At 73.5% G+C, this 24966-nt stretch carries 21 protein-coding genes and 2 tRNA genes; 2 read left to right on the top strand and 21 right to left on the bottom strand.

The genetic code is table 11. The features are described from left to right. Positions 1-15 precede the first annotated feature (15 nt). From ABD363_RS10545 to lepA, 3 genes are all read right to left on the bottom strand, one after another. Positions 16-2025 (bottom strand): SpoIIE family protein phosphatase, encoded by a 2010-nt coding sequence (locus tag ABD363_RS10545; RefSeq protein WP_344602007.1) that lies wholly within the window; start codon positions 2023-2025, stop codon positions 16-18. A 479-nt stretch (positions 2026-2504) separates the two neighbouring features. Then, a complete protein-coding gene (locus tag ABD363_RS10550) occupies positions 2505-4379 on the bottom strand; it encodes an AMP-dependent synthetase/ligase (protein ID WP_344602009.1) in 1875 nt (624 codons plus the stop codon). A gap of 276 nt (positions 4380-4655) precedes the next feature. Beyond that, a complete protein-coding gene (lepA, locus tag ABD363_RS10555) occupies positions 4656-6524 on the bottom strand; it encodes a translation elongation factor 4 (RefSeq protein ID WP_344602011.1) in 1869 nt (622 codons plus the stop codon). A 231-nt stretch (positions 6525-6755) separates the two neighbouring features. On the opposite strand from lepA, the gene rpsT reads away from it, so the two are divergent. Then, the gene (gene rpsT, locus ABD363_RS10560; protein WP_344602013.1) at positions 6756-7022 is read left to right on the top strand and encodes a 30S ribosomal protein S20; all 267 of its coding nucleotides are present in this window, start codon (positions 6756-6758) and stop codon (positions 7020-7022) included. 356 nt (positions 7023-7378) lie between these two features. Here the strand turns inward: rpsT and ABD363_RS10565 are convergent, their stop codons facing one another. The 8 genes from ABD363_RS10565 to leuS form a co-directional block, all read right to left on the bottom strand. Beyond that, a complete protein-coding gene (locus tag ABD363_RS10565) occupies positions 7379-7774 on the bottom strand; it encodes a nuclear transport factor 2 family protein (RefSeq protein ID WP_344602015.1) in 396 nt (131 codons plus the stop codon). 199 nt (positions 7775-7973) lie between these two features. Then, positions 7974-8963 carry a DNA polymerase III subunit delta gene (gene holA, locus ABD363_RS10570; protein ID WP_344602017.1) on the bottom strand — a complete coding sequence of 330 codons (990 nt, stop codon included), beginning with the start codon at positions 8961-8963 and terminating at the stop codon, positions 7974-7976. Positions 8964-9075: 112 nt separating this feature from the next. Beyond that, positions 9076-9321 (bottom strand): hypothetical protein, encoded by a 246-nt coding sequence (locus ABD363_RS10575; protein ID WP_344602019.1) that lies wholly within the window; start codon positions 9319-9321, stop codon positions 9076-9078. Positions 9322-9822: 501 nt separating this feature from the next. Further along, positions 9823-12576, bottom strand: coding sequence for a ComEC/Rec2 family competence protein (locus ABD363_RS10580; RefSeq protein ID WP_344602021.1), 2754 nt, complete (start codon positions 12574-12576; stop codon positions 9823-9825). After that, entirely contained in the window at positions 12573-13685 is a 1113-nt protein-coding gene (locus ABD363_RS10585; RefSeq protein WP_344602023.1) for a ComEA family DNA-binding protein, read from the bottom strand. The genes ABD363_RS10580 and ABD363_RS10585 overlap by 4 nt, the downstream gene beginning before the upstream one ends. A gap of 305 nt (positions 13686-13990) precedes the next feature. After that, a complete protein-coding gene (locus tag ABD363_RS10590; protein WP_344602025.1) occupies positions 13991-14836 on the bottom strand; it encodes a DegV family protein in 846 nt (281 codons plus the stop codon). A gap of 69 nt (positions 14837-14905) precedes the next feature. Then, on the bottom strand, positions 14906-15640 hold the full coding sequence (locus ABD363_RS10595; RefSeq protein ID WP_344602027.1) for a hypothetical protein: 735 nt from the start codon (positions 15638-15640) through the stop codon (positions 14906-14908). Between the two features lie 159 nt (positions 15641-15799). Then, positions 15800-18673: a leucine--tRNA ligase gene (leuS, locus tag ABD363_RS10600; protein WP_344602029.1), complete on the bottom strand. Its 2874-nt coding sequence runs from the start codon at positions 18671-18673 to the stop codon at positions 15800-15802. A gap of 162 nt (positions 18674-18835) precedes the next feature. Here leuS and ABD363_RS10605 point away from each other — a divergent pair, with 162 nt between their 5' ends. Further along, the gene (locus ABD363_RS10605; protein WP_344602031.1) at positions 18836-19219 is read left to right on the top strand and encodes a hypothetical protein; all 384 of its coding nucleotides are present in this window, start codon (positions 18836-18838) and stop codon (positions 19217-19219) included. A 104-nt stretch (positions 19220-19323) separates the two neighbouring features. Here ABD363_RS10605 and ABD363_RS10610 read toward each other — a convergent pair. The 10 genes from ABD363_RS10610 to ABD363_RS10655 all read right to left on the bottom strand — a co-directional run bounded on the left by ABD363_RS10610 (position 19324) and on the right by ABD363_RS10655 (position 24947). After that, positions 19324-19396: transfer RNA gene (locus ABD363_RS10610), tRNA-Ala, on the bottom strand. A gap of 147 nt (positions 19397-19543) precedes the next feature. Beyond that, the gene (locus ABD363_RS10615) at positions 19544-19777 is read right to left on the bottom strand and encodes a hypothetical protein (RefSeq protein WP_006136074.1); all 234 of its coding nucleotides are present in this window, start codon (positions 19775-19777) and stop codon (positions 19544-19546) included. A 3-nt stretch (positions 19778-19780) separates the two neighbouring features. After that, positions 19781-19954, bottom strand: coding sequence for a hypothetical protein (locus ABD363_RS10620; protein ID WP_344602033.1), 174 nt, complete (start codon positions 19952-19954; stop codon positions 19781-19783). 522 nt (positions 19955-20476) lie between these two features. Continuing rightward, positions 20477-20549: transfer RNA gene (locus tag ABD363_RS10625), tRNA-Ala, on the bottom strand. A 92-nt stretch (positions 20550-20641) separates the two neighbouring features. Then, on the bottom strand, positions 20642-21313 hold the full coding sequence (locus tag ABD363_RS10630; protein ID WP_425577964.1) for a histidine phosphatase family protein: 672 nt from the start codon (positions 21311-21313) through the stop codon (positions 20642-20644). Further along, positions 21310-21756 (bottom strand): ribosome silencing factor, encoded by a 447-nt coding sequence (rsfS, locus tag ABD363_RS10635; protein WP_344602037.1) that lies wholly within the window; start codon positions 21754-21756, stop codon positions 21310-21312. Before rsfS ends, ABD363_RS10630 begins: the two co-directional genes overlap by 4 nt. A gap of 152 nt (positions 21757-21908) precedes the next feature. Next, positions 21909-23645: an LCP family protein gene (locus ABD363_RS10640; protein WP_344602039.1), complete on the bottom strand. Its 1737-nt coding sequence runs from the start codon at positions 23643-23645 to the stop codon at positions 21909-21911. Positions 23646-23661: 16 nt separating this feature from the next. Continuing rightward, complete coding sequence (gene nadD, locus ABD363_RS10645) at positions 23662-24372, bottom strand: nicotinate-nucleotide adenylyltransferase (RefSeq protein WP_344602041.1); 711 nt, start codon at positions 24370-24372, stop codon at positions 23662-23664. Between the two features lie 83 nt (positions 24373-24455). Beyond that, positions 24456-24620, bottom strand: coding sequence for a hypothetical protein (locus tag ABD363_RS10650; protein WP_344602043.1), 165 nt, complete (start codon positions 24618-24620; stop codon positions 24456-24458). A 165-nt stretch (positions 24621-24785) separates the two neighbouring features. Next, positions 24786-24947 carry a hypothetical protein gene (locus ABD363_RS10655; protein ID WP_344602045.1) on the bottom strand — a complete coding sequence of 54 codons (162 nt, stop codon included), beginning with the start codon at positions 24945-24947 and terminating at the stop codon, positions 24786-24788. Between the last annotated feature and the right edge of the window lie 19 nt (positions 24948-24966).

Raw genomic sequence — 24966 nt, forward strand, 5'->3', positions numbered from 1 at the left:
CACCCGCGCGGACGGCTACTCCGCCTGGAGCACCAGCAGCGCCAGGTCGTCCTCGGGGGGCCGCTCCCCGAACTCGTGGACGAGGCGGGTGATGCGCTCCGCGACCCCGTCCGCGGCCAGTCCCGCGCATCCGGCGAGCGCCGTCGCGAGCCCGTCCCCGTCGTCGAACTGGCGGGAGCCGGAGCGCCGCTCGGTCACCCCGTCCGTGACGCACAGCAGGGTGTCGCCGGGCCGCAGCTCGAAGGTCTCGCTGGCGTACGTCTCGTCCTCGACGACGCCGAGCAGGGTCTGCGGCCGGGCGGCGGCGCGGACGTCGCCGCCGGAGCCGAGGAGCAGCGGCAGGGGGTGTCCGGCGCAGGCGAGGGTGCAGCGGACGCCGCCGTCGAAGGGGACCAGCTCGCCGTACAGGAGGGACAGGAAGCGGGTCTGCGGGCCGTCGCCGGGGCCGAGGGGGGCGACCAGCGCGCGGGCCGCCGCGTCCGCGGCCTCGATGGCGTCGTCGAGGAGGAGCTGGTTGAGGCGGTCGAGGACGTCGGCGACGCCGTACCCCTCGCGGGCCAGCAGCCGCAGCCAGGGCCGGGCCAGGCCGATGACGACGGCGGCCTCCGGGCCCTTGCCCTGGACGTCGCCGACGGCGAAGCACCAGCGGCCGGCGCCGGCCGGGAACAGGTCGTAGAAGTCGCCGCTGGGCCCGCCCTGGTCGCACGGCTCGTAGACCAGGGCGCTGCGCATGCCGGGGATCTCGGCGACGGCCCCGGGCAGCAGGCCGCGCTGGAGGATCGCGCTGATGGTGGCCTGCCGGGCGTACTGGCGGGCGGCGCCGATGGCGAGCGCGACCCGGCGGCCGAGGTCCTCGACGAGGCCGGTGACCTCGTCGGGGAAGCGGGGCGTGCCGGCCCGTCCGATGACCAGCGTGCCCAGCGGGCGGCCGCCCGCGACCAGCCGGTAGGCGAGCGCCGCGCCGGGCTCCTCGTCCGGCAGGCCGGGATAGGGGTGGGCGACGGGCCCGGTGTCCAGCGGGTCGGCCGGGTGCGGCGGGTCCTTCTCCAGGGCCCGGCGCAGGTCCTCGATGCGGCTCTCGCTGCCGTGCCAGACGCGGGCGAGGCGCGGCCCGGGCGTCCCGGCGGGCGCGCTCCGGCCTCCCCCGCTCCCGGCCCCCCAGCGGCCCATCGCCTCGTCCTCCAGCCACACCCCGCACCAGTCGGCGAGCCGGGGCACGATCAGCTGCCCGGTGAGCGCGGCGACCAGGTCCTCGTCGAGCTGCCCGGCCAGCAGGTCGGACGCCTCGGCCAGGAAGGACAGGGCACCGCGGCCCAGCCAGTCCCGGTCGCCCCCGGCGCGGCGGGACTCCCCCCGCCCGAGCGCGTTCGACGGCGGGAAGGGCTCCGGCGCGAGCATCCCGGCCAGCCGGAGCCCGCGCCCCAGGGTGCCCTCCCCGGCGTACGCCGCCGTCTCCTCGCCGGGCGGGCGGCCCACGACGGGCAGCCGGGCCCACACCGTCTTGGTGCCCGTGCGGTACGTGATGCCCCAGGCCTCCGACAGCGCGGCGACCAGCCGCAGGCCGCGCCCGTACTCCGGCGTGCCGTGGGGCGGCTCGGGGTCGCCGCCGCGGGGGGCGCGCGAGGGGTGGTGGTCGGCGACCTCGACGAGGAGCGCGCCGCTCGCCTCCAGCCGGCAGGTCAGCTCGACGTCGGTGCCGGCGTGGACGACGGCGTTGGTGACGAGTTCGCTGGCGACCAGCAGGGCGTCGTCGGCGAGGCGTTCGGTGAGGTGTTCGGCGCCGGGCAGGCCGCGGCCGGTCCAGTCGGCGAGGGAGTCCCGCACCAGCGCGCGGGCGGCGCCGGGGGCGTGGGGGCCGCCGGTGAGGGTGGTGGTGTGCGCGCAGGCGTGCGCCGGCGCGGGGGCACCGGGCGCTCCCGGCGCGGCTCCCTCCGGCTCGGGTGCCGGCGCGAAGGCCCCCGGCGCGGGCTCCGGCACCTCGGCGGCACGGGAAGGCGTCTCCCGTTGCGTCGGAATGGCCCTCATGGACAGCTCCCCGGGCAGTTCGTACGGATACGCCGCAGTCGATGCCGACAGGGTGACAGACCGGCCACGTCCATGAGCACCGAGTTACCGAAGTGAGCCGCGATAAGTGAGAACAGTGGTACACATGTGCTCGAAGATGGTCAGAAAGAGTGACAGGTTCGAGCATTTGGCCGGTGTCCCCCGCTCACCGCGACGATCGCCGTCCCTGACGGCGACTTCCCGAGGGGGCCGGAAACAGGCCCTGGAAGCGGGGCCGGACGCACCGCGGGCCGCCACCGGGCCGACCCGGTGACGGCCCCTGCGCGCGAGCCGGACCGCGCGGAGGCCCGGCCGGGGCCTGTACGGGGACGGCCGGGCGGGGCGGGTACCGGGCGGGCAGTGGGCGCTCGCCCACGGGCGGCGGCGCCCCGCGCCGTTCCACCGGATCCCGCCCCTGCCGGACCGGCGCCCGCGCCGCCGCCGACGGGTCCGCCCGCTCCCTACGCCTCGCGCGTGCCCTCGTACATCTCCTCGATCAGGTGCTCGTACTCCCGCTCGACGACGGGCCGCTTCAGCTTCAGGCTCGGCGTGATCTCGCCGTGCTCGACGTCGAGGTCCCGCGGCAGCAACCGGAACTTCTTGATCGTCTGCCACCGCTGCAGCCCGGCGTTGAGCTGCTGCACGTACCCGTCGACCATCTCGACCGTGGCCGGCGCGGCCACGATCTCCGCGTACGGCCTGCCCTCCAGCCCGTTCTCCTTCGCCCACTCGGCGATCGCCGCCTCGTCGAGCGCGATGAGCGCGGTGCAGTAGTTCCGGTCGGCCCCGTGCACCAGGATGTTGGACACGTACGGGCAGATCGCCTTGAACCGGCCCTCGACCTCGGCGGGCGCGACGTACTTGCCGCCGGACGTCTTGATCAGGTCCTTCTTGCGGTCGGTGATGCGCAGATAGCCGTCGGGCGACAGCTCGCCGATGTCCCCGGTGTGGAACCAGCCGTCCGGTTCCAGCACCTCGGCGGTCTTGTCGGGCAGCTTGTGGTAGCCCTGCATGATGCCGGGCCCGCGCAGCAGGATCTCCCCGTCGTCCGCGATGCGCACCTCCGTGCCGGGCAGCGGCTTGCCGACCGTGCCGGTGCGGTAGGCCTCGCCGGGGTTCACGAAGGACGCCGCGGAGGACTCGGTCAGGCCGTAGCCCTCCAGGATGTGGACCCCGGCGCCCGCGAAGAAGTACCCGATCTCCGGCGCGAGGGCGGCCGAGCCGGAGATGCAGGCGCGCAGCCGGCCGCCGAACGCCTCGCGGATCTTGGAGTAGACGAGGGCGTCGGCGACCTTGTGCTTGGCGGAGAGGCCGAAGGGCGCGGTGCGGTTGCCGGTGCGGCGGAAGTTGTCCTGGGTGACCTTGGCGTACTCGCGGGCGACCTCGGCGGCCCACTGGAAGATCTTGTACTTGGCGGCGCCGCCGGCCTTCGCCTTGGCCGCGACCCCGTTGTAGACCTTCTCGAAGATGCGCGGCACGGCGGCCATGTACGTCGGCCGCACGACCGGCAGATTCTCGATGATCTTGTCGACGCGGCCGTCGACGGCGGTGACGTGCCCGACCTCGATCTGGCCGGAGGTGAGCACCTTGCCGAACACGTGCGCGAGCGGCAGCCACAGGTACTGCACGTCCTCACCGGTGACCAGCCCGGTCGCGGCGATCGCCTTCGCCATGTACGACCAGCTGTCGTGCGGCAGGCGCACGCCCTTGGGGCGGCCGGTGGTGCCGGAGGTGTAGATGAGGGTGGCCAGCTGGTCCTTGGCGATGGCGCCGACCCGCTCCCCGATCAGGCCGGGGTCCTTCTCCAGCCGGGCCGCGCCCCGGCTCTCCAGCTCGGCCAGGGTGAGCACCCGGTCGCCGGTCTCGGCCCCGGCCGGGTCGATGACCACGACGTGCGTGAGGTCGGGCAGCCCGGCGCGCTTCTCCTGCACCTTGGCCAGCTGCTCGGCGTTCTCCGCGATGAGCACCCGGCTCCCGGAGTCGGAGAGGATGTACGCCGACTCGTCGGCGTTGGTCTGCGGGTAGACCGTCGTGGTGGCCGCGCCCGCGCACAGGATGCCCAGGTCGGCGAGGATCCACTCGACCCGCGTCGCGGAGGCCAGCGCCACCCGCTCCTCCGGCCGCACGCCCAGCTCGATCAGGCCGGCCGCGATCGCGCCGACCCGCTCGGCGGTCTGCGCCCAGGTCAGCGTCTTCCACTCGTCGGGGCCCTGCCCCGAGGCCGGGGGGACGGGATAGCGGTATGCCTCGGCGTCCGGGGTGGCCGCCACGCGCTCCAGGAAGAGGGCCGCCACGGACGGCGGTCGATTCTCGATCAGTGTCTGCGTGTCGCTCACGACATCCTCCGGGGCCCGCGACGGTGCGGCTGACTCAGTTGCGGCTGACGGTTCCTGCTGTGGTGTCGCTCAGGGGCGGCTGTTTAACTCACGAGTAACTAGCGAGTGGAGATCAGGGTAGAGCGCGACCGGTCCGCGCGTAAGGGGCCGCGTCCTGTCACTTCCTACAGAGCGCGGGCGCCCGCACGCGCAGGGGCCCGCCGTACTTTGGTACGGCGGGCCCCTGTTCCACCCGGTTCGCCGGGTAACCGCCGGTAAGGCGGTACTGCCGGGCGACTACTTCTTGGCCTTGCCCGACCCCGCGCTGTCATCGCTGGAGAGCACGGCGATGAACGCCTCCTGCGGAACCTCCACGGACCCCACCATCTTCATCCGCTTCTTGCCTTCCTTCTGCTTCTCCAGCAGCTTCCGCTTACGGGAGATGTCACCGCCGTAGCACTTGGCGAGGACGTCCTTGCGGATGGCGCGGATGGTCTCGCGGGCGATCACCCGGGAGCCGATGGCGGCCTGCACCGGCACCTCGAAGTTCTGCCGCGGGATCAGCTCCTTGAGCTTGGCGACCAGGCGGACGCCGTACGCGTACGCCTGGTCCTTGTGGGTGATCGCCGAGAAGGCGTCGACCTTGTCGCCGTGCAGCAGGATGTCGACCTTGACCAGCGAGCTGCTCTGCTCGCCGGTCGGCTCGTAGTCCAGCGAGGCGTAGCCCCGGGTCTTGGACTTCAGCTGGTCGAAGAAGTCGAAGACGATCTCGGCGAGCGGCAGGGTGTACCGGATCTCCACCCGGTCCTCGGAGAGGTAGTCCATGCCGAGCAGGGTGCCGCGCCGGGTCTGGCACAGCTCCATGATCGCACCGATGAACTCGGTGGGCGCGAGGATCGTGGCCCGGACCACCGGCTCGTACACCTCGGCGATCTTCCCCTCGGGGAACTCGCTGGGGTTGGTGACGGTGTGCTCGGTGCCGTCCTCCATGATCACCCGGTAGACCACGTTGGGCGCGGTGGCGATCAGGTCGAGCCCGAACTCGCGCTCCAGCCGCTCCCGGATCACGTCCAGGTGCAGCAGGCCGAGGAAGCCGACGCGGAAGCCGAAGCCGAGGGCCGCGGAGGTCTCCGGCTCGTAGACCAGGGCGGCGTCGTTGAGCTGGAGCTTGTCGAGCGCCTCGCGCAGCTCGGGGTAGTCCGACCCGTCGAGCGGGTACAGCCCGGAGAACACCATCGGCTTGGGGTCCTTGTACCCGCCGAGCGCCTCCGTGGCCCCCTTCTGCTGGCTGGTGACGGTGTCACCGACCTTGGACTGACGGACGTCCTTCACACCGGTGATCAGGTAGCCCACCTCGCCCACGCCGAGACCGTCCGCGCCGATCATCTCGGGCGAGTTGACGCCGATCTCCAGCAGCTCGTGGGTCGCGCCCGTGGACATCATCCGGATCCGCTCACGCTTGTTGAGCTGCCCGTCGATGACCCGGACGTACGTCACGACACCGCGGTAGGAGTCGTAGACGGAGTCGAAGATCATCGCGCGGGCGGGGGCGTCCGCGACGCCGACCGGCGCGGGAATCTCGGCGACGACCTTGTCCAGCAGCGCCTCGACGCCCAGGCCCGTCTTGGCGGACACCTTGAGCACGTCGTCGGGCTCGCACCCGACGAGGTTGGCGAGCTCCTCGGCGAACTTCTCGGGCTGGGCCGCGGGAAGGTCGATCTTGTTCAGCACGGGGATGATCGTGAGGTCGTTCTCCATCGCCAGGTAGAGGTTGGCGAGGGTCTGCGCCTCGATGCCCTGGGCGGCGTCGACCAGGAGGATGGTCCCCTCGCAGGCGGCGAGCGACCGCGAGACCTCGTAGGTGAAGTCGACGTGCCCCGGGGTGTCGATCATGTTGAGGATGTGCGTGTTGCCCGGGTCGTGGGTGGGGGCCCACGGCAGACGCACCGCCTGGGACTTGATCGTGATGCCGCGCTCGCGCTCGATGTCCATGCGGTCGAGGTACTGAGCGCGCATCTGCCGCTGCTCGACCACACCGGTCAGCTGGAGCATCCGGTCGGCGAGCGTGGACTTGCCGTGGTCGATGTGCGCGATGATGCAGAAATTGCGGATCAGAGCCGGGTCGGTACGGCTCGGCTCGGGCACATGGCTAGGGATCGCGGGCACGCAGGGTCCTGATTCTTGAGGCGTCCGCAGTGTCTGCGGTCTCGGGTCGGATCGATACGTAGGTTCCATGGTCCCACGGGTGGGGAGCATGGACGGGTTTGGGCTGCGAATGGGCCCGCTGGTAGTCTGAGTGGCTGTGTCTCATGCCCTCTCCGCAGGAGGCACACCTCCAAGAAATCACCGGTGCGGGACCCTGTGCGGCCCCGTGCCAGAACCTGTAGAGGCTCATTCGTGGCGAACATCAAGTCCCAGATCAAGCGGATCAAGACCAACGAGAAGGCCCGGCTGCGCAACAAGGCCGTCAAGTCCTCCCTGAAGACCGCGATCCGCAAGGCCCGTGAGGCTGCCGCCGCGGGTGACGTCGAGAAGGCCGTCGAGTACCAGCGCGCTGCCGCGCGCCAGCTCGACAAGGCCGTCTCCAAGGGCGTCATCCACAAGAACCAGGCCGCCAACAAGAAGTCGGCGCTGGCTCAGAAGGTCGCCGCGCTCAAGGGCTGAACCCCTTCTTGATCTGAGCGGATCCGCGCGTACCCGTACGCACGGATCCGGCCGCTGGAAGGACCAGGGCGGGCCCTCTCTCATCCGCCCCCGACCGGCACCCCCGAGTTCGTCCGCGGCCTGCGTTCGCCACGCGGGGACGGGCTCACCAGCTCGAACCGAAGGCCCCGCCTTCCGCTCTTCCCCAGGGCGGTGGGCGGGGCCTTCGGCGTGGGCGGAGTCCTTCCGCTTCCCCTACCGGGAGGATCCCGGGTCCTACGAGGGGAGCGGGAGGCGTACGAGGGGGTCCCGGAGGCGTGGGGGAGGGCCCGGACGCCGTGACGGAGGCCCCGGAGCCCGTACGGGGGGATCCGGGGTCATGACCAGAAGTCGTTGCTGTGGTCGATGTCCTCGACGCACTCGTCGAGATCCGTGACCTTGTCGCCGACGACCCGGAAGACGATGCACCCCATCTGGTCCAGGCGCTTGCCCTGGCGTTCGGCCGTCAAGCGGCTCACGCCGACCACGTGGCCCCGGCCGTCGGCGCAGACGCTGCTCAGATCGACGCGCATCGTCCCGTTCGTCTCCTCGGCGAGTCGCCGGTAGAAGTCGATGATCGCGTCCTGGCCCTTGTGGTCACCCGCCAGCGGATGAGTGCCGGGCACGTGCTGCGTCGCGTCCATCGCGAGCAGTGCGCGCAGGGCGTCCATGTCACCGCGGGAGAAAGCCTCGTAGCCCCTGCGGACCAGCGTCGCGTGCGGATGTTCAGCCATGATCGTCGCCACCTTTCCCTGTCTGGCGATCCGGGCTGACAGATCCGATTCTCCTCCGTACGGCGGCCCTGGCCACTGGATCACGGTCCCGCCGGGCCACCGAACCCGGCCGGGGACCGGTGCCGGTCCCCGGCGCACGTGCCCCGCCGTGCCGCCGGCGGCTCATGCGACTCGCGGCGCCGTCCCCCGGCTCGCGGAGCTACCCGCGCCCCCGCGACCGCGCCGCCCGCGCGATGGTGACGACCGCCTTCTCCAAGGCGTACTCGGGATCGTCGCCGCCGCCCTTCACGCCCGCGTCGGCCTCGGCCACCGCGCGCAGGGCGACGGCCACCCCGTCCGGCGTCCAGCCCCGCATCTGCTGCCGCACCCGGTCGATCTTCCACGGCGGCATCCCCAGCTCACGGGCGAGGTCGGCGGGCCGGCCCCCACGCGCCGACGACAGCTTCCCGATCGCCCGCACGCCCTGCGCGAGCGCACTGGTGATCATCACCGGCGCCACCCCGGTGGCCAGCGACCACCGCAGCGCCTCCAGCGCCTCCGCCGCCCGTCCCTCGACCGCGCGGTCGGCGACCGTGAAGCTGGAGGCCTCGGCCCGCCCGGTGTAGTACCGCCCGACGACCGCCTCGTCGATCGTCCCCTCGACGTCCGCGACCAGTTGGGAGACCGCCGAGGCCAGCTCCCGCAGATCGCTCCCGATCGCGTCGACCAGCGCCTGGCAGGCCTCGGGCGTGGCCGACCGCCCGGCGGTCCGGAACTCCGCCCGGACGAAGGCCAGCCGGTCCGCCGGCTTCGTCGTCTTCGGGCACGCCACCTCCCGCGCCCCCGCCTTGCGCACGGCGTCCAGCAGGCCCTTGCCCTTGGCCCCGCCCGCGTGCAGCAGCACCAGGACGATCTCCTCGGCGGGCGCCGCGAGATACGCCTTGACGTCCTTGATCGTGTCGGCCGAGAGGTCCTGCGCGTTGCGCACCACCACGACCTTGCGCTCCGCGAACAGCGACGGGCTGGTCAGCTCGGCGAGCGTGCCGGGCTGCAGCTGGTCGGGGGTCAGGTCACGTACGTCCGTGTCGGCGTCGGCGGCCTTCGCGGCGGCCACCACCTCCTGCACGGCACGGTCGAGCAGGAGGTCCTCCTGGCCCACGGCGAGGGTCACCGGGGCGAGGGGGTCGTCGTTCGCAGTCTTCCTGGCCATCGCGACAAGCATCCCACGGGCCGCCGACAACGGGGACGGGGTCCGTCCGCTCCCGGGGCGGCCGCCGATGCGTGGAACCGGGTCCGCCCGGCTCAGGCCCGCCCCGGCGGCGCTACGGCTCCTCCCGCCATCCGTCCCACTCCGCGGCGAACTCGTCCAGTTCACCGGCGTCCAGCCGTTCCTCCTCGTCCCGCAGGACGAGGAGCCACTGCGCGTCCTCGGCGTCGTCCTCGCCGGCCAGCGCGTCCCGGACGAGCCGCGGTTCCTCGTCGATCCCGAACCGCTCCCCCAACGCCCGCGCCGCCTCCTCCGCGGCATCGCGGTCGGGCAGCACCAGCACATGTCTCACATCGCTCACGGAGCCATTGTCCGGCACCCGCCGGTACGGCCGGCCGGCCCGGTCCCCGGGCACGGCTCGCCTCCCGGGACCGGCCCCGGGGACGGTCCCGCCACCGCGACGCCCCGGCCGGCATCGCCTTCCGACGGGCCGTGAGAGTCTCGCCGGCGCGACCGGCGACGGCCCGGAGGGCCCGGAGGCAGTGCTGCTGACGCGGTTTCACGAGCGGAGCGCCGACGGCGCCGACGCGGTCCGCGTCGTCCGTTCCGGTCCGGATGCCGCACCGGCGCCGCCGGCGACGCCGCGCCGGGTCCGACGCCGACCGGTCCCGGTACGCCGCGGGCGCCCCCTCGTCCGGCGCCCCCGGCACGATCCCTCTCCGGGACGGGCGGACGGATTCCCGAACGGCACGGTCCGCACATGCCGCAGGCGCAGCGCGCGCAGCGCCTCGCCGGCCGGCCGCGCCGGGTGCTCGGCCCCGGGCGGCAAAGACCGGCGTCCACCTGCGCGGGCTCCCTGCCCTCAGCCTCCCGCCACCCGCAGCTCCTCCGCCGTGCCCGCGACCGCGAGGGCCCCGTCCCGGTCCGTGCGCAGCACCGTCGCGCCCCCGGCGCGCAGTGCCGCGACCGTGCCGGGTGCCGGATGCCCGTACGGGTTGTCCTCACCCGCGGAGATCAGCGCCAGCCTCGGGGCCGCACGGCGTATCAGGTCCGGGTCCTGGTACGCCGAGCCGTGGTGGGCCACCTTGAGCACGTCCACCCCGGACAGCGCCGCCGCGGCCGGGGACCTCGCCAGCGCCCGCTGGGCCGGGGGTTCGAGGTCCCCGAGCAGCAGCAGACGCAGCCCGGCCGTGCGGACCAGCAGGGTGACGCTGGCGTCGTTCGGCCCCTCCGGCTCCGGCGCCGGGCCGGGTGCAGGTGCCGTTCCGCTCACGCCGGGCCGGGGCGTCGACGGAGGCCACAGCACCTGCCAGGACAGCTCCCCGGCGCGCCGCTGTTCCCCGGCGCCGGCCCGCGTCACCGGAACGCGCCGGGCGGCGGCCTCCCTCCGCACGAATGCGGCCTGGTCCGCGGGCTCCTCGAAACCGGTCGTCTCGATCGCGCCCACCGACCGTCCGCGCAGCACGCCGGGCAGACCCGCCACGTGGTCGGCGTGGAAGTGGGTCAGGACGACCAGCGGGACCCTGGTGATGCCGAGCGAGCGCAGACAGCGGTCGACGAGCACGGGATCGGGTCCGGCGTCCACGACCACACCGGCCCCCTCGCCGGCCGCGAGGACCATCGCGTCGCCCTGCCCGACGTCGCACATCACCAGTCGCCAGTTCGGCGGCGGCCAGCCCGTGACCACCCTGGTCAGCGGTGGCGGCTGCACCACCGCCAGCACCAGCAGCACCCCGCAGGCCCCGCACCACCAGGGATGCCCCAGCAGCCGCCGGCCGGCCAGCAGCACCGCCACCGTGACCAGGGCGAGCAGCGCCGCCCCGGTCCAGCTGCCCGGCCAGTCCACCCCCGCGCCGGGCAGCGCCGCCCCCGTACGTGCCACACCCGCGAGCCACTCGGCGGGCCAACTCGCGGCCCGTGCGAGCGCCTCGGCCACCGGCATCGCCGCCGGAGCCGTCGCCAGCGCCGCGAAGCCCAGCACCGTGGCCGGGGCGACCGCGAACTCCGCGAGGAGATTGCACGGCACCGCGACCAGGCTCACCCGCGCCGACAGCACGGCGACGACCGGTGCGCACACCGCCTGCGCGGCGGCCGCGGCGGCCAGCGCCTCGGCCGCCCGGGGCGGAACCCCGCGCCGCCGCAACGCGATGCTCCAGCGCGGCGCGAGCGTGAGGAGGGCGCCGGTGGCCAGGACGGAGAGCAAGAAGCCGTGACTGCGGGCCAGCCACGGGTCGTACAGCACCAGCAGCAGGACGGCCGTCGCCAGCGCCGGGATCAGCGACCGCCGGCGTCCGGTGAAGAGTGCCAGCAGTGCGACGGCTCCGCAGGCCGCGGCCCGCAGCACGCTGGGGTCCGGTCGGCACACGACGACGAATCCGAGCGCCAGCACACCGCCGAGCAGTGCGGTGGTCCGCAGGGAGACGCCCAGGCGGGGCGCCAGACCGCGGCGCTCGCTGTGCTGGGCCAGGCCCGGCGGCCCGAGGAGCAGCGCGAGGATGATCGTGAGGTTGCTTCCGGAGACGGCCAGCGTGTGCGCGAGGTCGGTCTCCTTGAACGCCTCGTCCAGCTCCGGGGTGACGCGTGAGGTGTCCCCCACGACCAGCCCCGGCAGCAGCGCCCGCGCGTCCGCCGGCAGGCCGTCGGTGGCCTCCCGCAACCCGGCCCGCAACCGCCCCGCCAGCCGCTGCGCCCCCGACGGCCCCGCCACCACGGCCGGCACGCCCTGGTCCCGCACTCGCAGCACCGCAGCGATCCGGTCCCCGCCCGTCAGCGCGGGCGCCGAGCGCGCGGTCACCCGCAGCCGGGTGGACGGCAGCAGACCGAGCCAGGGCGAGCTTCGCGGCCGGCCCGCGTGGGCCGGCGCGCCGCCATCAGCCGTACCGCGGGCCGGTGGGCCGGCGGATGCCCCGTCAGAAACCGCCGGCCCTGCCGACGCCCTGTCAGGGCCCGTAGCGCGGGCCGGCGTCCTCCCGGAACCACGGCCGGCCGTCGCCGTGCCCACGTCCACGATCATCAGCACGGGCGTCCGCGTGGTCACCGCCGTCCCGTCCGCCCGCTCGACCCGCCGTACGTCCGCCTCGATCAGCACGGCGGCCGGGGCCGCGTGCTCCCCCGCGGTCCGGGGACGGGTGAGCCGGGGATCGGAAGTGACCTCGACCTCGGCGGTCACGGCGGCGTACCGCCGTGCCAGTTCCGGCACGGGCCCGCGCCGCAGGTCCGCTCCGTGCAGCCCCGCGGAGGCGGCGGCCGCGGCGACGCCGAGCAGCACGGCGGCCCCGGCGAGCCGCGGCCACGCCCACCGCACCGGCCCGCCGGACCGGCCGCCCGGCGATCGGCTCCACCGCGCCGACAGCGACACGCCGGCCACGGCCAGACAGACGGCCACGACGCCGGCGACCCGTCCGGGCGGGGCGTCCACCATGAGTGCCGCCGTGGCCCAGGCGGCGAGCGCGGGCGGCACCAGGCGGAGGTCCGTCGGCCCCTCCTGCCGGGGGCGGGCCGCGCCGAGCCGCTTCCCGGAGGCGGCGTGAACCGGCCGCCGGGCACCGGCCGCGGGAGCGCCCGTGCCCGGACCGGCCGGGGTGACGCGCCCCGGCGGATCAGCGACGCGCCTCATGGCCGTACGAGGTTGCGCAGGTCGGCGAAGCGGCGCTCGCCGATGCCGTTGACCTCGCGCAGTTCGTCCACGGAGCGGAAGCCGCCGTGCTGCGTGCGGTAGTCGATGATGTGCCGGGCCAGCACCGGGCCGACCCCGGGCAGCGTGTCGAGCTGTTCCGCGGTGGCCGTGTTGAGGGAGATCGGCGCGGCAGGTGCCGCTCCCGCCACACCGCCCCCGCCGCCGGCGGCCGGTCCGCCGGCGGACCCGGCGACCGCGCCGCCCGGGCCGGCACCCGCACCGGGGGCGGGAGCGCCGACGATCACCTGTTCGCCGTCCACCAGGAAACGGGCGCGGTTCAGCCCGTCGGTGTTCGTGCCGGGCCGGACCCCGCCCGCCGCCCGCAACGCGTCCGCGACCCGCGAACCGGCCGGCAGGCGATGGATCCCGGGCTCGCGGACCTTGCCGCTGACGTCCACGACGATCTCGGCACCGGACGTCCCCCCGGCCTTCGGCACGCCGGTGGCGGACCTCGGCGCGGGTCCCTCACCGGTCTCCTGCGCGTGCTGCGGTCCCCGCTCGCCGTAGGGCGCCGCCACCACCTCGGGCGCCGGCACGGGCTGGGTCCGGCCGGCCCAGAAGTGCTGCACGGCGAAGGCCGCGGCGACCACCAGCACCACCGCGAGCGCGAGTACGCTCCGCCGTTCCAGACCGCACCTCGCCTGCAGCCACACCGGCATCCGCTCCCGCAGCGCGAGCCCGGCCCGCTCCCGCCAGGCCCCCGCGCTCCGGTCGGCTCCGGCGTCCGCCACGGCGGCGACACCGCCAAGCCCGCCTTCCCGGCCCCCGCCCTCACCGGCCGGCTCCGCCTCCGGCGGGGACGCGGGAACGGGAGGCGCGTCGCGGCGTTCCCCCGCGGGCGGTCCCTTTCCCGACTCCCGCTCTTCCCCGGCCCGCTCGGCGAAGATCACCTGTGCGCGTCGGCGCAGTTCCTCCGCCGACGCATGACGGTGCCGCGGCCGGCCGTGGGCGGGGGGCCGTCGGCGGTGACGGGTACGGCCGTCGGACGCGGGTCCGCGGCCCGGACCGCTGGTCGCAGCCGCCATGTGGGAACGTGATCGAAGTGCCATGCCACGAGGATCGGGCACATCGGCACACTCGCGATGATCTTGCTCGGTTCCCGGGGATCACCGCCCGGTTGTGGACAACTCCGTCACCCGTACGAGTGCACCGTGCCCGCACACCGGCCCACGACGCCCGCACACCGGCCCACGACCCTGCACCGCCCCACGACGCCTGCCGTCACCCGCGACGCCTCGCACCGGCCCGCCCCACCGGCCCGTCCCGCGCCCGCAGCGCCTGTGCCCACGGCCCGGCGCCCGCCCCCCGGCGCCCACGGCCCACGCGGCCACACGCACCGCTCCCGGACCGGGCCTCACCGCGGCGAGACCACCACTCCCAGCAGTCCGGGCCCGGTGTGCGCCCCGATCACCGCTCCGACCTCGCTCACGTGCAGTTCGGCCAGTCCGGGCACCCGTGCCCGCAGCCGGTCCGCCAGGGCCGCCGCCCGGTCCGGAGCGGCGAGATGGTGGACCGCGATGTCCACCGGGGCGCCGCCCGCCCGGTCGGCCGCGATCTCCTCGAGGCGGGCGATCGCCCGCGACGCGGTCCGCACCTTCTCCAGCGGCTCGATCCGGCCACCGCTCAGCTGCAGCAGCGGCTTCACGGCGAGCGCGGACCCGAGCAGGGCCTGTGCGGCGCCGATCCGGCCGCCGCGGCGCAGGAAGTCGAGGGTGTCGACGTAGAAGTAGGCGGCCGTGCCCGCGGCCCGCTTCTCCGCGGCCGTGACGGCCTCGTCGACCGTGCCGCCCGTGTCCGCCGCCTCCGCCGCGGCGAGCGCGCAGAACCCGAGTGCCATGGCGACCATCCCGGTGTCCACGACGCGCACCGGCACCGGCGCCCGGCGCGCCGCGAGGGCCGCCGCGTCGTAGGTGCCCGAGAGCTCCGCGGACAGGTGCAGGGAGACGATGCCGGTGGCACCGGACTCGGCGACCTTGCGGTAGGTCTCGGCGAAGAGCTCGGGGCTGGGACGGGAGGTGGTGACCGGTCGTCGCTTCTGCAAGGCCTGGGCCAGCGAACGAGTCGAGATCTCGGTGCCCTCTTCCAGTGCCCGGTCGCCGAAGACCACGGTCAGGGGCACCGTCGTGATGCCGTGGCGCTCCGTCGTCCGGGCCGGCAGGTAGGCCGTTGAATCGGTGACGATCGCGACATGGCGGGACATGAGCTGGAGGTTACCTGCCGTGACGCCCGTGCGGCAGCCCGGCTCCGTCGGCCGGGCCGCCGGGGGGGCTCAAGTCGTGCTCTCAGGGCGGGTCTTCTTCTGCCAGGGGTGGGCGGGGCGCGGATCGGGCGGTGTGAGGGCGGGCCGCGTCGGCTCCTCCGCCGCGGACGGCTCCGGGGTCTGCGGCCGGGTCCGCCGGGCGGCCGGGCCGTCGGCGGCCGGGGCCTCGGGCCACGGGGGTGGCGTGGCCGGCTGGTCCGTCTCCGTCCAGTGCCTGAGGGCGCCCGCCTCGACGTCGATCTGCGCGCTCAGCGTGTCCAGGTCGTCGTCGGCGAAGCGGCGGGCCCGGTCGCGGGCCGCCCAGCGCAGGGAGTCCGCCGACCGGACGATGCGCTCGGTCCGCTCCCGCAGTCCGGGCAGGCGCTCGGCGAGCGCGGCCCGGTCCGGTTCGGACTCCAGGCGCCTGAGTTCGCCGTCCAGGTCGTGCCCGTGCGCGCTGAGCCGCTCGAAGAGGGCCAGGGACTCCTTGAGGGACTCGTCCTCGGTCACCCGCGCGTGCAACGCGTCCTGGGTGGCGCGCATCGACGTCCGCAGCTTGAGCCGCAGCTGGGCGATCTCGCCCGCCGGGCCGGGCTGGGCGAAGGACTTGGCCCGCAGGGTGTGGTCCTCGACCGTGCGGCGGGCCTGCGTGAGCGTGCGGTCCACGCCGCGCTTGGCGGCGCCGACCGCCTTCACCGTGGCGTACCCGCCGAGCGCGAGAAAGAGCAGGAAAAGCAGGGTGAAGACGGTGATCGCTGCTTCCACGAGGCTCCTCCTCCGGCCCTTGGGCCCGTCGCGGCGCCCGTCGCGCCGCTCCTCCACGGTAAACGCGGCAGGCAGGTCCGGAGTTCCAGAAAAACCCCGAACCTGCCCGTAGGGGACCACCCCGACCGCGGACCCCGGAGGACCGGCGCCGCCCCGCGTCTACGCCGGAACGATGTTCACCAGCTTCGGCGCCCGCACGATCACCTTGCGGATCCCGGCTCCGCCCAGCGCGGCGACGACCTTCTCGTCGGCCAGCGCCACCTTCTCCAGCTCCTCCTCGGAGATGGCCGGGGGGACCTCCAGCCGCGCCTTGACCTTGCCCTTGATCTGCACCACGCAGGTCACGGTCTCGTCGACCACGTACGCCGGGTCGGCCACCGGGAAGTCCTGGTGGACGACGGAGTCGGTGTGGCCCAGCCTGCGCCACAGCTCCTCGGCGATGTGCGGGGCCAGCGGCGCGATCAGCAGCACCAGCGCCTCCGCGACCGACCGCGGCACCGGTCCGCCCGTCTTGGTCAGGTGGTTGTTCAGCTCGGTGACCTTGGCGATGGCGGTGTTGAACCGCATGCCCTCCAGGTCCGCGCGCACCCCGTCGATCGCCTTGTGCAGGGCACGCAGCGTCTCCTCCGCCGGCTCGGCGTCGACGACCGTCACCTCGCCGGTCGCCTCGTCGACGATGTTGCGCCACAGCCGCTGCAGCAGCCGGAACTGTCCCACCACCGCGCGCGTGTCCCACGGCCGGGACACGTCCAGCGGGCCCATGGCCATCTCGTACAGGCGCAGCGTGTCGGCCCCGTACTCGGCGCAGATCTCGTCCGGGGTGACCGCGTTCTTCAGGGACTTGCCCATCTTGCCCAGCAGGCGGGTGACCTTCTCGCCCTGGTACCAGTACGCGCCGTCGCGTTCCTCCACCTCGGCGGCCGGCACCGCGATGCCCCGGCTGTCGCGGTAGACGTAGGCCTGGATCATGCCCTGGTTGTACAGCTTGTGGAACGGCTCGGCCGACGAGACGTGCCCCAGGTCGTACAGCACCTTGGACCAGAAGCGCGCGTACAGCAGGTGCAGCACGGCGTGCTCGGCGCCGCCGACGTACAGGTCGACGCCGCCGTGCGGCAGGCCCTCGCGCGGGCCCATCCAGTACCGCTCGATCTCCGGGTCGACCAGCTTGTCGCCGTTGCGCGGGTCCAGGTAGCGCAGCTCGTACCAGCAGGAACCGGCCCAGTTGGGCATGGTGTTGGTCTCGCGGCGGTACTTCTTCGGCCCGTCGCCCAGGTCCAGGGTGACGTTGACCCAGTCCTCGTTGCGCGACAGCGGCGTCTCGGGCTGGGTGTCGGCGTCGTCGGGGTCGAAGGTGCGCGGCGAGTAGTCCTCGACCTCGGGCAGTTCCAGCGGCAGCATCGACTCGGGCAGGGCGTGGGCGACGCCGTCCTCGTCGTAGACGATCGGGAAGGGCTCGCCCCAGTAGCGCTGGCGGCTGAACAGCCAGTCGCGCAGCCGGTAGTTGACGGTGCCCTCGCCGATGCCCGTGGACTCCAGCCATGCGGTGATGCGCGCCTTGGCCTCGGTGACGCCCAGGCCGTCCAGGCTGATCCGGTCGTTGGCGGAGTTGACGATCTTCGCGTCGTACGACGCGAAGGCGTCCTCCCAGGTCGAGGTGTCGGTGCCGCGGCCGTCGGCCGGCTCGACCACGCAGGTGATCGGCAGTTCGAAGGCGCGCGCGAAGGCGAAGTCGCGGCTGTCGTGCGCCGGGACGGCCATGATCGCGCCGGTGCCGTAGCCCATCAGGACGTAGTCGGCGATGAAGACGGGGATCTTCTCGCCGTTGACCGGGTTGGTGGCGTACGCGCCGGTGAAGACGCCGGTCTTGTCCTTGGCCTCGGCCTGCCGCTCCACGTCGGACTTGGCGGCGGCCTGCGCGCGGTAGGCGGCGACGGCCTCCGTCGGGGTGGCGTGGCCGCCGGTCCACACCTCGTGGGTGCCCTCGGGCCAGGCGGCCGGGGTGACCTTCTCGACCAGCGGGTGCTCGGGCGCCAGCACCATGTAGGTGGCGCCGAACAGGGTGTCCGGGCGCGTGGTGAAGACGGTGATGTGTTCGCCGTCCACGGGGAAGTCGACGCGGGCGCCCTCGGAGCGGCCGATCCAGTTGCGCTGCTGCAGCTTGATGGCCTCGGGCCAGTCCAGCTCCTCCAGGTCCTCCAGCAGCCGGTCGGCGTAGGCGGTGATCCGCATGTTCCACTGGCGCAGCTTGGCCTTGAAGACCGGGAAGTTGCCGCGCTCGGAGCGGCCCTCGGCGGTGACCTCCTCGTTGGCCAGGACGGTGCCCAGGCCGGGGCACCAGTTGACCGGCGCGTCGGAGGCGTACGCCAGGCGGAACTCGCCCAGGACGTCGGCCCGCTCGGCGGCGCTCAGCTCGCTCCACGCCCGGGTGTGCCCGGGCACGGGGCGCTCACCGGACTCGAACTGGGCGATCAGCTCGGAGATCGGGCGGGCCTTCCGCGCCTCGGGGTCGTACCAGGAGTTGAAGATCTGCAGGAAGATCCACTGGGTCCACTTGTAGTACTCCGGCTCGATCGTGGCGAACGACCGGCGCTTGTCGTGTCCCAGGCCCAGCCGGCGCAGCTGGGACTTCATGTTCTCGATGTTGGCCTCGGTGGACACGCGCGGATGCGTGCCGGTCTGCACGGCGTACTGCTCGGCGGGCAGGCCGAAGGCGTCGAAGCCCAGGGTGTGCAGGACGTTGTGGCCGGTCATCCGCTGGAACCGGGCGAACACGTCGGTGGCGATGTAGCCCAGGGGGTGGCCGACGTGCAGACCCGCGCCGGAGGGGTACGGGAACATGTCCATGATGAACTTCTTGGGCTTGGCGACCTGCTCGGCGTCGCCCGCCAGGTCACCGCTCGGGTTGGGCGCCTCGTAGACGCCCTCCGCGTCCCAGAAGTCCTGCCAGCGTGCCTCGATCTCGGCTGCCATGGCGGCCGTGTAGCGGTGCGGCGCTGCTGCCTCGGCGGCGGCAGCGGGGTTCGTCTCGCTCATGATCCTCAAAGCTCCATCGATCGTCTCTGCCAGCGGCTGCGCCGTTTCGGAAATGAAAAATCCCCTCGCACAGGAGGGGACGCCGCGCCGATTCCGGCCACCCGATGCGCGGGGGTCGGGACTGTTCAGCGCGGCCCGCTAAGCAGAAGGCGTACGGCACGCATGGCGCTAGGGTACCGCAGGCCCCGAGCGCCCGGCGACGCGCTTCCGGCGGGCGTGCTCTGCCTCGTCTCGCTCAGCTGCCCGGTGATCCGGGGTCCGGTCGCGCAGGACCGGATCGCCCTCACCGCGCGCCGGCGGATCCCCGGGCGGGCGGTCCACCGGACGACCGCGGCCGCCCCGCTCGCGTTCCCGCTGCCGCACATCACCACCAGGATCGTGCTCGACCGCACCGAGCCGGTCGCCGCGGCGGTCCCCTTCTCGCTCGGCGTCACCGGCGGCGCGGGCCTGATCGGCCTCGGTTCCCTGGCCGGCCTGCTCATGCTCTTCGTGGGCGTCACGGGCCCGCGGCCGCCGCGCCCTGGGCCGCCGAGCGCTCCCCGGTGACGGACCATCCTGCCCGGGTGGCCCGCCGTCCCGGGGCGTACGCGCACGCCCCGGGACACGTCGAAGGCGGGCCATCCGATCGGATGACCCGCCTTCGATTTCTGTGGAGCTAAGGAGAATTGAACTCCTGACCTCCTGCATGCCATGCAGGCGCTCTACCAACTGAGCTATAGCCCCTTGCGGTCAGGCGGTTGAACCGCCTGTCGACCTTGCCTTCCGGTTTCCCCGGCGGCGACGCCAACATTACACGGTCCACGGGGTCCAACACCAAATCGTTTCCGTTCCGTCCGGATTCGCCCTTGATGTCGTTTCGCGGTGTCCCGGTCAGGCCGTGACGAACGAGTAGAAGCGTTTGAGGGTGCAGTGCTCCTCGAGGAGCCGGCCGTAGATCGGCTCGCCCTCCAGCTCGCGGTACGTCTCGATGGGGTCGCCCTTTATGATCAGCGCCCGCGCGCACTCCTCGCACCAGTACTGGTAGTCGGGATTGATCGGCTCCATGTCGCGGACGATCGGCGTGCCGCTGCCGCACCAGTCGCACTTCCGCCTGTGTGCACCCATCGGTCAGCTCCAGTTGTGGCCGCAGGCCGTGCACACGTAGGAGATCCCGCCGTTGTCGCCGAGGACCTGGGCCACATGGGCGGAACCGCAGGAAGGGCAGCTGAGACGGGTGAAGGCGTCCTGTTCCAACGCTGCGTCGAGGAGGTGATCGACCTCCTGTGGGATGCTCGCAGGCATCGCTACTCCCTCCCGTCGGGCCGCGCCCCCTTCCGGCCGTTTGATTCTGCCACGGCCGGACCGACACGGTCAGCGACGTCTCCGTACCGGTCCGGACACGGCTCCGGCCGCGACCGGACCGGCCGGCGCGCACGTGCGCGCCGGCAACGCCTCCGCGGAGGTGTACGCCGGAAAGACCCCGACCGGTTCGAGCCGGTTCGGAACAGTGTGCCGGACACCGCGACGCCGGCCGGCCGGCCGAACCGGGTGACGGTGGCGAGCGGACCGCCGTCGTCCGCCGCGCCCTCGGGCCGGACCGTCTCGCCGGGCGAGCCGGTGCGCGCCGGACGACGAGGGGGCGGCGCGGCGCACGGCCTTCCTCGGGGAGCGGCGGGAGGGGCCGTGGCCGCCGGCCGCGACGGCCGGCGTGGCGATGGACGCGGTCACGAAAAATCCCGCCCCCTGGGGGACGGGATCATCGAACAATCTCCACGATCGCACGCTCTCCGGCACTTCGACGAAGTGCCGATCCGTGGACCTGAGTGGAGCTAAGGAGAATTGAACTCCTGACCTCCTGCATGCCATGCAGGCGCTCTACCAACTGAGCTATAGCCCCTTGTGTTCTTCCCGCTCGGCGGGGCGAACAAGAAGAACTTTAGCCTGCGACCTGCCGGAAAGTGAAATCCGGGTCCGGGTCCGCCGCGTCGCTCAGTCGTCGTCGCCGAGCACGGGCTCCGGCAGGGTGCCGGCGTTGTGCTCCAGCAGACGCCAGCCGCGGGCGCCCTCGCCGAGGACGGACCAGCAGCAGTTGGTGAGGCCGCCGAGGCTCTCCCAGTTGTGGGGTTCCAGGCCGAGGAGGCGGCCGATGGTGGTGCGGATCGTGCCGCCGTGGCTGACCACGACGAGGGTGCCGTCCTCGGGGAGCTTCTCGGCGTGCCGGAGCACCACGGGGGCGGCGCGGTCGGCGACCTCGGTCTCCAGTTCGCCGCCGCCGCGGCGCACCGGCTCGCCGCGTTTCCACGTGGCGTACTCCTCGCCGTGGCGGGCGATGATCTCCTCGTGCGTCAGCCCCTGCCAGACGCCCGCGTAGGTCTCCCGCAGGCCCTCGTCGAGGGTGACGTCCAGGCCGGTGACCGCGGCGAGCTCGGCGGCCGTGTCCGCGGCCCGCTGCAGGTCCGAGGCGACGATGGCGTCGGGCCGGAGGCCGGCGAGCAGCCGGGCGGCGCGGCGGGCCTGGGCGACGCCGGTCTCCGTGAGCGGGACGTCCGTGGTGCCCTGGAAACGGCGCTCGACGTTCCAGGAGGTCTGGCCGTGCCGCCACAGGATGATGCGGCGGCCCCGGCCCCGCTTCCCGGGGGTCACCTCGCCGGTGGCGCTCACCGCCACTCCCCGCCCAGGTCCGCGGCCTCCTCGGCGGCCTGCAGCTTGGCGTGCTCCTCGGCCTTGCCGCGGGTCGCCCGGGCGTCGGCGGGCAGCTCGATCTCGGGGCAGTCCTTCCACAGCCGTTCCAGGGCGTAGAAGACCCGCTCCTCGCTGTGCTGGACGTGGACGACGATGTCGACGTAGTCGAGCAGGACCCAGCGGGCCTCCCGGTCGCCCTCGCGGCGCACCGGCTTGGCGCCGAGTTCCTTCAGGAGCCGTTCCTCGATCTCGTCGACGATCGCCTTGACCTGGCGGTCGTTGGGTGCGGAGGCCAGCAGGAAGGCGTCCGTGATCGACAGCACGTCGCTGACGTCGTAGGCGATGACGTCGTGCGCGAGCTTGTCGGCGGCCGCCTGGGCGGCGGTGTTGATCAGCTGGAGGGAGCGGTCGGTTGCGGTCACTACAAGGCTTTCGGTCGGAGGTCACTTGTCTTCAAGGGTCTCACGACCGCCGCGAAGGCCCCAGGTGATTACGGGGGCGCGCGGCGTGGACCGCGTCACGCGCGCGTGACGCGGTCCACGCCGCGGCCCGGGCGCCGCTCGGCGCGGGCCCGTCAGGACGAGGGCTCGTAGTCCTGGCCGAGGACCACCGCGACGTTCGCGTTCGCGGAGATCTCGCCCTGGGTGACGGAGCCGGCGGGCAGGCCCAGGGTCTTGGCGACCTCGGTGGCGTTCTCCTTGTCGGCCTCGTCGGCGTAGGTGACCCGGGACGTGGCCTGGGCGGCGGAGGCGGTGCCGCCCTCCAGGAAGGTGTAGCCGCCGTTGAGGAGCACGACGCGGGCCTTTTCGGTGTTGTCCTTCACACCGCTGGCGTTCCGCACGGAGACCCGGACGGCCGCGTCCTGGTCGGGGCTGTGGGCGGTGCCGCCGAGGACGTCCTTGACGATGCCGTCGCCGGCCTCGGCGCTGAGCGTGCCGTCGTCCTGGACGGGCAGCAGGGCCGTCCGGTAGTCGCCGCCCTTGGCGAGGTCGGCGAGGCCGGCGAGGAAGGTGCCGAGGTCCTTGTCGGTCAGTGACGGGTCGAGGATCTGCCCGAGCGTCTGGACGGTGGTCGTCGCGGCGCCCGGGTCGGAGGTCATCTTGCGCAGCACGCCCTGCATGACCTGGCCGAACCGCTCCAGCTGGGCGTTCGGCGCCTCGCCGGGGGCGCGGTAGGTGGCGTAGGCGACGGCCATCTTGCCGCTGAGGGTCTGGTTCTCGCCCTTGTTCACCAGGGGCGCCTCGCCCTTCTTCCCGGCGTCCGGGTCGGGCACGTCGGCGTCGGTGTCGATGTCGATGTTGCCGACGAGGTCGACGAGGTTCTGCAGGTAGGGCGTGTCCAGTCGCCAGGTGCCCTGGATGTCGGTGCCGAGGACCGAGTCGAGCGCGTCGCGGGTGCCGTCGGAGCCGTCGTCCTCGACCGACTCGGCGAGTGTGGTGGTGGTGCCGTCGTCGCTGGTCAGAGCGAGGGAATTGGGCAGCAGGACGGTGGTGCCCCGCTTGGTGGTGGTGTTGTCGACGAGCAGCGCGGTGGAGGTGCCGCCCCGCTTGGTGTCGTGCAGGTGGACGACGATCACGTCGCGTTTCTGGGCGCCCGCGGCGGTCGCGGTGCCCGTCCGGGCGCCGGAGGACGAGCCGGGCAGCTTCCCGGCGTACCAGAGGTAGCCGACGCCGCCGGCCGCGGCCAGGGCGAGGACGACGACGAGGGAGACGAGCCGGGTGCGGGCGCGGCGCCGGGCCTCCTCGCGCCGCTCGGTGCGGTTCTCGGTGAACTTCAGCCAGTCGATGACGTCCTCGGAGTCGCCGTCCGGCTCCTCGACGAAGGCGAACTGCTCGGTGCGGTAGTCCGCCCCGGTGGGGTGCTCCGCCTCGGCCCGGTCGGCGCTCCCCGGCTGCTCGGGCGGACCGGCCTGCTGCGGGATGTGGGCGGTCCGCTCGGCGGTCCGGGGCTGCGGGCCGTCGGCCGCGGTCTCTCCGTAGGGGTCGTACGGGGGCGCCGCCGCGCCGCCCGCGTGCGTGCCGGCGGCGCCCGGGGCGTAGGGGTCGTACGAGCCGTAGGACGGGTCGTACGGCTGTTCCTGGCCGGTGGTGTCGTAGGGAGCGTACGGCTGGGCGGGCTGCGGGACGCCCGTGGTGTACGGGTCGTACGCGTATCCCTGCTGCCCCTGCTGTACCTGCTGTGCGTACGGGTCGTACGCCTGGGTCGGGGGCTGCTGTGCCGGGACCTGCCGGTACACCGGCCGGCCGTACTCGTCGTAGCCGACGAGTTCGTACTGGTCGCCCCCGTACCCCGCGTCGTATCGGTCGTTCACCGGTGCCCCTCTCGGCTCACTCGCCGCGGTACAGCTCGCGCTTGTCGATGTAGCGCACGACTCCGTCCGGCACCAGGTACCAGACGGGTTCGCCCTTGGCGACTCTCGCACGGCAGTCCGTGGAGGAGATGGCCAGCGCGGGGACCTCGACCAGGGAGACGCCGCCCTCCGGCAGGCCGGCGTCGGTCAGGTGGTGCCCGGGACGGGTCACGCCGATGAAGTGCGCGAGGGAGAACAGTTCCTCCGAGTCGCGCCAGGTGAGGATCTGGGCGAGGGCGTCGGCGCCGGTGATGAAGAACAGGTCCGTGTCCGGGTTGAGGGCGCGCAGGTCGCGCAGGGTGTCCACGGTGTAGGTGGGGCCGCCGCGGTCGATGTCGATGCGGCTCACCGAGAACTGCGGGTTCTCGGCGGTCGCGATCACCGTCATCAGGTAGCGGTCCTCGGCCGGGGAGACGTCGCGGTGGCTCTTCTGCCACGGCTGCCCGGTCGGGACGAACACCACCTCGTCGAGGTGGAACTGCGCGGCGACCTCGCTGGCCGCCACCAGGTGCCCGTGGTGGATCGGGTCGAAGGTGCCGCCCATGACGCCGAGGCGGCGCCTGCCCGGCGTCGCGGGGCTCCTGCCCGGACCGGTGGCGCGGGCGGGCGCCGGGTGGTGCCGTGTGTCGCTCGGCGTTTCGTTCGCCATGTCGTTCGCCGGACCGGTAGGCATGTCCTGCTCTCCCATGCGTGCAGACCCTACCGGCCCGGCCCGGGGGCTTCGGCCGCCAGTTCCCCTCGGGGCGCCCCCGGAAGGGTGCCCGGGGGGATTCAGCGGTCGCGGTTGAAGCGGGTGGTGATCCACAGCATGAGCAGCAGGACGACGAGCGCGCCGCCGCCGGTGAGGTAGGGGTTGAGGCTCTCGTGGTTGCCGCCGTGCTCCTGGCCCTCGGCGGCGAGGGTGACCAGCTGGGCAGCGGTGCTGTGGAAGCTCATCTTCGGCAGGACCTATCGCGTGTGGGCGGGATAAAGACGTCGGCTCATCGTATGCGGGGCTCGCGCGGGCGATCACGCCGACTCCGCCGTTGGCCGGCCGGCGCCCGGGGCGCTCCGGTCGTCCGGTGGCCGGGATCCCGGCCGCCGGGGAACTTTCCGGTCGCGTCAGTCGTCCTTCCGGCTGTAGCCCCGCAGCAGGAACCACGCGGTGAGCACGCAGCCCAGCACCATCACGATCAGGACGACCCGGAGCAGGTTCCCCGGCCCTTGCTGTCCGGCGGCGCTCGCCGCCTCGGCGAGCCAGGCGGCGGGGGGATGGTGCTCCATGGCGCGGTCTCCTTCGGTG

The sequence above is a fragment of the Streptomyces glaucus genome (genome assembly GCF_039533365.1).
GTDB lineage: Bacteria > Actinomycetota > Actinomycetes > Streptomycetales > Streptomycetaceae > Streptomyces > Streptomyces glaucus.